Origin of the sequence: Brevibacillus massiliensis (genome assembly GCF_000311785.1) — a bacterium.
GTDB classification, from domain to species: domain Bacteria; phylum Bacillota; class Bacilli; order Brevibacillales; family Brevibacillaceae; genus Brevibacillus_C; species Brevibacillus_C massiliensis.
Genome location: NZ_HE978536.1, coordinates 264577 through 272127, shown reverse-complemented (window position 1 = coordinate 272127; position 7551 = coordinate 264577). Strand labels below are relative to the sequence as shown.

Sequence of the window (7551 nt, the reverse complement as noted above, 5' to 3'; positions counted from 1 at the left end):
GTGTAAAAAAAACTGGATTTCATGAAAATAGTGGACAATAAATCGGCATAGAACGAAACGGAAATATTTACTGATAAACAAATGTGAACGTTTTCATTTTACTATGATTCTTTTTTTCGTTCAACGTTTTGTCACATTTTCCCCGCTTCCAAATCTTTCAAAGCAGAAAAAGGACAGCCATCATGAAAGAGTCATGATGGCTGTCCGGTATGGCCCATTTACTATCTGCGGCGACGGGCTCTGACCAAAACGCTTTGGCCAGGTCTTAATGTTACAGTGATTTGTTTTTTGCGACGCTTGTGTTTATGACGATGGCAGGACATACATACACCCCCTTTGCTAACTCTACTACATCCTATGCATGTCTGATTGGAATGCTATGGACAAGTGTGACAGGAAAAAAGAACATTTTTGATCAGTCGAATTATGGTAAAATAAGCCGATATGCGACGTTTTTTAACTGGAGGTTATTTACATGGGCATGGGACCAGGGTTCGGAGATGCTTTTTTTAGCGGCAAGCCTCCGTTTTTTCTGCTGTTTTTCCTAGCAGTTGCCGGCTTTATCCTGTTTGGTATTTTGCGTACGGTTCGCTATTATGTAAAGAATGCGACTTCTCCGATGTTAACGACAAGGGCAAGGGTTATCGCCAAAAGGATAGAAGTCACCGGCCATACGAGCATGCACAACAATGAGGCTCACCGCCATTCCCGCACCTATTATTACGTTACGTTCGAAACGCCTTCGGGAGAGCGAATGGAGCTGGTGACCAGCGGGAGAGAGTACGGACTGCTGGTGGAAGGCGACGAGGGAGTCTTGACCTATCAAGGCGAATGGTATAAAAGCTTCCAACGCTCACAAGCGTAGCAGAAAAGGCAGGAGCGGTATTCCCCAAGCTGCAGTCAGCAGGAATACCGCTCCTGATGTTTCTTTGTCCTTGTTCTATTTTCCGGCGCCGGCCAGTTCGGCCTGCTCCAGAACGTACCGGTTGCGGGGATGCTCCTCGCATTCCTTGGAGCAGGAACGCTTGTGTTTGATTTCGCACTCCGGACAGCAGATATGCTGCAGGTTGCATTCCGGGTTGGCACAGTTGAGATATCTGTCCTCCGGTTTGCCGCAGTGGTAGCATTTTCCGACGACGACATCCTCCACCTGGTTGATCGGAACGGAGATTCGTTCGTCGAACACGTAACATTTCCCGTCAAACAATCGGCCCTTTACCTCCGGATCCTTCCCGTAGGTGACGATGCCGCCGTGCAGCTGGTAGACATCTTTAAATCCTTCTTTTAACAGGAATCCGGTCAGCTTTTCGCAGCGAATGCCGCCCGTGCAGTAGGTGAGCACCTTCTTGTCTTTATACTGGTGAAAGTTTTCCCGGATCCACTGCGGAAACTCGCGGAAGGATTCTACCTCCGGCCGGATCGCGTTGCGGAAATGGCCGAGGTCGTACTCGTAGTTGTTTCTGCCGTCCAGGACGACCACGTCATCCCGCTGCAGCATTTCGTAGAATTCTTTGGGCTTCAAATACTTGCCAGTCAATTGATTGGGGTCGAGGTCGTCTTCCACGCGGAACGTGACCAGTTCCTTCTTGGGCCGGACAAACATTTTTTTAAAGGCATGCTTGTCCACCTCATCGATCTTGAACCAAAGATCGGCAAACAGCGGGTTTGCGTGCATGTGCTTCATGTAGGCATCAGTCTGTTCGACCGTGCCTGATACGGTTCCGTTGATGCCCTCTTCGGCAACGAGAATTCGCCCTTTTAAGCCAAGCTCCTTGCAAAATTGCAAGTGCTCCGCCGCGAATTCCTCGTAATTTTCAATGCGAACAAATTTATAGTAAAGGAGAACCCTGTAAGCTTTCTGTCCGTTCATGATACCAACATCCACCTATCTTCAGTTATTTTCGTTCAGAATCATATTATACTTGATTTTTTTAACAAGTGCACATTCATATTTTGGAGAAAACGGTAATTCCGATATAATGGTTACGAGTTGAACCAGAGCAAAAACGATGGAGTGTGAGCAAGGAAGATGAAAATCGTATCGATTGAACCGACTCCCAGCCCCAATAGCATGAAGTTGAATTTGGACGAGAAGCTGCCCCCCGGGGTGAAGATGACATATACGCAGGAAAACCGGGAGCGAGCGCCGGAACAGATCAAAAAACTGCTGGAGATTGAAGGGGTCAAGAGCATTTTTCATGTGGCCGACTTTATCGCGCTGGAGCGAAGGGCGAACGCGGATTGGAAGGCGATTCTGGCCCAGGCAGGCGAGGTGCTTGGCGAAGGGACTGCGCAGTCTGTACAGGCCGTGGCACAGAACAGCCAGGATGACCAGTGGCAGGAGGTTAACGTCTTTGTGCAGATGTTCCGCCACATTCCGATGCAGGTGAAAGTGACAGCCGGTCTGGAGCAGATGCGGGTCGGTTTGCCGGAGCGTTTTACACAGGCGGCCATGCGCGCCGGAGCGGCTTCGGCCAACCTGGTCATGGAGCGGAAGTGGGTGGAACAGGGGGTCCGCTACGGGACCATGCAGGAGATCGGCGAAGAGGTCGCACAGGAGTTGGATGCGGCATACGACACTGAGCGGTTGGAACAGCTTGTGGAACAGGCCTTCCACTTTGAGCCGGCAGCCCCCGAGCCGATCGAGACACTGTCAACCGAAAAAATAGCAGAAATGCTCGACCATCCCGATTGGAAAAAGCGCTACGCGGCATTTGAACGGCTCAACCCGACGAAAAATGACATCGATCTGTTGAAAAAAGCGCTGGCCGACCCGAAATCCTCGATTCGCCGCCTCGCTGTCGTCTACCTGGGCATGGTTGGCGGGGAAGAGGTATTTCCCCTGCTCTTCCAAGCCTTGACGGATGACTCTGTCTCCGTGCGGCGGACCGCCGGCGATACCTTGTCGGACCTGGGTGATCCGATAGCGATCGGACCGATGGCAAAAGCTCTGCAGGATCCGAATAAGCTGGTGCGCTGGCGAGCCGCACGCTTCCTGTACGAGGTGGGGGATGAGTCGGCCCTGCCCGCGCTGCGGGAGGCACAGGATGACCCGGAATTTGAAGTGAGCATGCAGGTGAAGATGGCCCTGGAACGGATTGAGCGGGGAGAGGAAGCCAGCGGTACGGTATGGCAGCAGATGACCAGAAGAAACTCCTGACAAAGAAAGCGTTGCTGGAGAAGGGGGCAGCGCCAGAGCGGCTGCCTCCTTTGTCTATAAGGGTGCAGCTTGGCTCCGCCTGAAAGCTAGGCGGAGCCAAGTTGTCGATTGTTGCAGGTGTATTTGTCGAATTATGTCGTATTTTTTCGCTTGTTGGGGGAATCACTCTCCTCTATGCTGAAAGTGACAGAAAATTTCATAATTGAAATGGCTATCATAGCGACGCCAGCATAACAGGAGGGAAAAGGAGACTTGAACGGATATCGCAGCTATCCCAATCATTCCAGACTTGAAGAACACGTCATTATCCAAAATGCTCCCGAGGCGATCGTCACGATCGAAGCCTCCGGTGTAATATGCTCTTTTAATGCGGCGGCCGAAGAACTATTCGGTTATTCAGCAAATGAAGTGCTGGGGGAGAAGTTCTCCCTGCTGATTCCCCAGGCAAACGGAGATTCGCTCTTGCACATTCTTTACGGGCCTGAAGCAGATGGCCCGCAGAGCGAAAGAATCGGGCGGCGCAAAAACGGCCAGGTATTCGACCTTGGCGTGAGCATCCGCGACCTTCTCTTCGAAGAGCGTGCGTATTACGTCTGTATTTTTCGCGACATCACGAAGCAGAAGGTCCGGGAACAGGTGATGCTGGAGAGCAAGGAGCGCTACAAATCGCTGTATGAACACCATCCTGATATCGTCTGCTCAATCGATGCAAAGGGAACCATTGTCAGTATCAACTCGGCAACCACGAGGATTACGGGATACTCGCAGGAAGATGTCCTGGGCCGCTCGTTTGTCAGGTTAGTCGCAGAGCGTGATCTGAATCTGGCAAAGGATGTTTTTCGGCGCTCAATCGCCGGGGAACAGATAATGAGCGAGTTGGCTGTCAAACATAAAAGCGGAAGATTTATCGATTTGTCTGTCAACAGTATTCCGATTTTGATTGAGAACCGGATTGTTGGCCTTTTTTGTATCGCCAGGGACATCACTGAGCGGAAACACACGGAGGAACTGCTGCGGCAGTCGGACAAGCTGTCAGCCCTGGGGCAATTGGCTGCCGGCGTTGCCCATGAAATACGCAACCCGTTGACAGCGCTCAAGGGGTTTATTCAACTGCTCCAATCAACGCAGAGCAAAAATCAGACCTATTTGGGAATCATGCTGACAGAGCTGGAGCGGATTAACTTTATCGTCAATGAACTGCTGCTGCTGGTGAAGCCGCAAAGCGTCCATTTCAAACGAATTGATTTGGTATCGCTTACGCAAAGCGTGATCACCTTGATTCAACCGGAAGCCATCTTGAACGACGTCTCGATTACCACCCGCATCCAAGGGGAAATCCCGGAGATCGAAGGCGAGGCCAACCAGTTGAAACAGGTGTTCCTCAACATCCTAAAGAATGCAATCGAGGCCATGCCACGGGGCGGAGAAGTGGTCGTCACCATCGGAGCGCATGAAGGGGACAAGGTGTTGATCCAATTCCAGGATCAAGGTCCGGGAATCCCCGAAGAGCAAATTCCCAAACTGGGAGTCCCCTTCTACACGACGAAAGAATCGGGAACAGGCCTGGGATTGATGGTGAGCTTCAAGATCATCCAAGAACATCACGGCAGCATCCGAATCCACAGCGAGACAAACAGGGGAACCGCCATCAGTGTGATTTTACCAGCTGCAGCTGACAGGGAACAGTTAGACAATTGACCGAATTTACATAAAAAAATGTTTCATCAGGAAGTCACCTGTGATAAAATAAATCTTGTTGGTGTCAAAACGACATTACCGGCAACACAAAAAAACCGCAGGTGCTGCCAACACCTGTGGCAAAAATGTCGTTCCCCCAAGGGAGCGGCTAGAGTGAAATGACCGCTGATCTCCACATGTACAGGCGGTTATTTCCGTTTGGTGGGGAAAGAAACCATCGCTAATACCAGCGCCCCAAATGTAACCATGAGAGATAACCCTTCGTATACAGTCATTTTTGTTCACCCCCTTTCTATAGGGGTTCAGCCAACTGCCCTTGAAGGTTAAAAATTATCTCTATATTGCATTATAACATGTACACTGGCACAAATATACAGAAAGTTTAAAAAAGTTTCTTTTGTTACAGGGTAAGAAGTCCAAACGCAGCTTACCCAACTTCCGATCTGTAATGATCGTACACCAGTTTGCCGATTTTTTCGATCGTGTCACGGGCTGCCCGTGCCTCTACATCCTTGGATAGCACGCCTGACCCTCTAACCAGATCCTCCTGCCGCAACGGGATCTTCTCTTCAAAGCTCACCGGCCCGCGTAAGTCTCGGCAAAGACAGCCAGCATGACCGGGACTTTGATCAAGCTGGCAGAGAAAAACCGCTGATCCTCGCGAAGCGTCCAGCGCTCACCCGTCCCGAGGTGTTCCAGGACAATCCCCCATTCCCAGCCAGCCGACGAAACGAGCGCTTCCAGTTCCTCATGCAAATCCGCTAACATACTACCCCTCCTTATGTACAGAAAAATAATTGATAGACATAATATTCGTAATAGAATAATATAAATCATATTCCGTTTTAGCAAGATAAAATAACAGCTATAGAACAGTAAGGGAGGACAACGCAGCAAGAATAAAACGGATGTTGACAAGTCTTTAAATTGGATGACGGAACGTTTTGATTGTTTATGGACAAACAAGGGGGCACCTATGAACAAAAGCAAATTCGGCATGCTATCCATGAGTATCGTTCTAACGCTTAGTCTACTATTTGCTGGCTGTTCTTCCAACTCTGACAGCACATCGGGAGGAAGTGCCGCGGATTCCGGCCCGGCTGCGGGGGCTCAAAAGCTTTCGGTGAATATGGGCTCTGAACCGTCGACAATCGACCCTGGTCTGGCTGAGGATATCCCTTCCATGGTTGTTCCGCGGGCGGCCTTTGACGGATTGCTTCGCCTCGGTCCCGATGGAAAACTGCACGAGGCAGTTGCCGAGAAGTATGAAGTATCGGATGACAAGCTGACTTACACGTTCCACCTGCGGGACTCCAAGTGGAGCAACGGCGATCCGGTCACGGCCCAGGATTTTGAATACGCCTGGAAGCGGGTCTTGGATCCGAAGACGGCTTCCAGCTACGCTTATCAGCTCTACTACCTGAAGAACGGGGAAGCGGCCACCAAAGGAAGCGTCTCCCTCGACGAAGTGGGTGTAAAGGCGACGGACGACAAGACGCTGGTCGTCACGTTGGAGCATCCAACCCCATTTTTCCCTGAATTGGTCGCATCTGTCACCTACTTCCCGGTAAATAAAAAAGTGGCCGAGAGCAATGAAAAATGGGCGGACGACCCGTTTACTTACGTCGGCAATGGCCCGTTTAAACTGGACAAGTGGGAGCACAAGTCAAAAATTCACCTGGTGAAAAACGAACAGTACTGGGACAAGGACAACGTGAAACTGTCGGAAATGACGCTGTTTATGATCGACGATGCCAATACGGAATTAAACATGTTCGACAGCGGCGATCTGGATTGGGCCGGCTCTCCGCTGGGCAATCTGCCGCTGGACGCAATGCCGGCGCTGAAGGAGTCCGGAGGGCTGCAGAGCCAAGCGACTGCCGGGACGTACTGGTACCTGTTCAATACGGAGCAGGCGCCGTTTCACAACAAGAAAATTCGCCAAGCCTTCAGCTACGCGATCAACCGCCAGGAGATTGTCGATAACATCCTGCAGTCGAAAGGCGAGGTGGCGCTTGGCATCCTGCCTCCGTCGATGTCGTACAAGCCTGACGGCTACTTCAAAGACGGCGACATCGAGACGGCGAAAAAATTGCTGGCAGAGGGAATGCAGGAGCTAAAGCTGCAGAAGCTGCCAGAAATCACGATTCTCTACAACACGGACGAGACTCATCAACGGATTGCCCAAGCCATTCAGGACCAATGGCGGAAAGCTTTCGGCGTCGAAGTGAAGCTGAAAAACGAGGAAAACAAGGTTGCCCGCGAAGACATGAAACAGGGCAACTTCCAGATTGGCCGTGCCAGTTGGATCGCGGACTTTAATGACCCGATCAACTTCCTTGACGTGTTCCGCGACAAAGGCGGCAACAACAAAACCGGCTGGTTCAGCCCGGAATACAAGGACCTCTTGACCAAGGCAACCGAAGAGAAGGACAGCGGCAAGCGGGCTGAACTGTTGAAACAGGCAGATGCCATGATTATGGATGAAATGCCGGCGATTCCGATTTACTACTACACCTACGCATGGGTGAAAAAGGATTCGGTAAAAGACGTGGTTATCGACCCGCTCGGTTTTGTCGACTTCAAGTACGCTTCCAACGAAGTGAAGTAAAAGTATGGACCGTTCCATTTGGGGCGGTCCGTTTTTTTGTTCAGTCTTAATTCCGCTGTTTTTTCATATGAAAAAAGAAAGA

7 protein-coding genes are annotated in these 7551 nt (G+C 50.7%); 4 read left to right on the top strand and 3 right to left on the bottom strand.

Features of this window, described 5'->3' with window-relative positions:
• Positions 1-475 precede the first annotated feature (475 nt).
• Positions 476-865: a DUF2500 domain-containing protein gene (locus HGBM_RS05190; RefSeq protein ID WP_019120030.1), complete on the top strand. Its 390-nt coding sequence runs from the start codon at positions 476-478 to the stop codon at positions 863-865.
• 75 nt (positions 866-940) lie between these two features.
• Here the strand turns inward: HGBM_RS05190 and trhO are convergent, their stop codons facing one another.
• On the bottom strand, positions 941-1870 hold the full coding sequence (gene trhO, locus HGBM_RS05185; RefSeq protein WP_019120029.1) for an oxygen-dependent tRNA uridine(34) hydroxylase TrhO: 930 nt from the start codon (positions 1868-1870) through the stop codon (positions 941-943).
• A gap of 159 nt (positions 1871-2029) precedes the next feature.
• Here trhO and HGBM_RS05180 point away from each other — a divergent pair, with 159 nt between their 5' ends.
• Both HGBM_RS05180 and HGBM_RS26620 read left to right on the top strand, forming a co-directional pair.
• The gene (locus tag HGBM_RS05180; RefSeq protein ID WP_019120028.1) at positions 2030-3160 is read left to right on the top strand and encodes a conserved virulence factor C family protein; all 1131 of its coding nucleotides are present in this window, start codon (positions 2030-2032) and stop codon (positions 3158-3160) included.
• A gap of 252 nt (positions 3161-3412) precedes the next feature.
• The gene (locus HGBM_RS26620; RefSeq protein WP_019120027.1) at positions 3413-4858 is read left to right on the top strand and encodes a PAS domain-containing sensor histidine kinase; all 1446 of its coding nucleotides are present in this window, start codon (positions 3413-3415) and stop codon (positions 4856-4858) included.
• Between the two features lie 188 nt (positions 4859-5046).
• On the opposite strand, the gene HGBM_RS32405 is transcribed toward HGBM_RS26620, so the two are convergent.
• The gene (locus HGBM_RS32405) at positions 5047-5133 is read right to left on the bottom strand and encodes a putative holin-like toxin (protein WP_222705644.1); all 87 of its coding nucleotides are present in this window, start codon (positions 5131-5133) and stop codon (positions 5047-5049) included.
• Between the two features lie 301 nt (positions 5134-5434).
• Positions 5435-5626: a serine hydrolase gene (locus HGBM_RS30685; RefSeq protein WP_019120025.1), complete on the bottom strand. Its 192-nt coding sequence runs from the start codon at positions 5624-5626 to the stop codon at positions 5435-5437.
• A 208-nt stretch (positions 5627-5834) separates the two neighbouring features.
• Here HGBM_RS30685 and HGBM_RS05160 point away from each other — a divergent pair, with 208 nt between their 5' ends.
• On the top strand, positions 5835-7469 hold the full coding sequence (locus tag HGBM_RS05160; protein ID WP_026074227.1) for a peptide ABC transporter substrate-binding protein: 1635 nt from the start codon (positions 5835-5837) through the stop codon (positions 7467-7469).
• Positions 7470-7551 lie beyond the last annotated feature (82 nt).

Bases quoted from the DNA above. Each gene is read 5' to 3' on its own strand.
- HGBM_RS05190 (WP_019120030.1), top strand. From the start codon at position 476: ATGGGCATGGGACCAGGGTTCGGAGATGCTTTTTTTAGCGGCAAGCCT.
- trhO (WP_019120029.1), bottom strand. From the start codon at position 1,870: ATGAACGGACAGAAAGCTTACAGGGTTCTCCTTTACTATAAATTTGTT.
- HGBM_RS05180 (WP_019120028.1), top strand. From the start codon at position 2,030: ATGAAAATCGTATCGATTGAACCGACTCCCAGCCCCAATAGCATGAAG.
- HGBM_RS32405 (WP_222705644.1), bottom strand. From the start codon at position 5,133: ATGACTGTATACGAAGGGTTATCTCTCATGGTTACATTTGGGGCGCTG.
- HGBM_RS30685 (WP_019120025.1), bottom strand. From the start codon at position 5,626: ATGTTAGCGGATTTGCATGAGGAACTGGAAGCGCTCGTTTCGTCGGCT.
- HGBM_RS05160 (WP_026074227.1), top strand. From the start codon at position 5,835: ATGAACAAAAGCAAATTCGGCATGCTATCCATGAGTATCGTTCTAACG.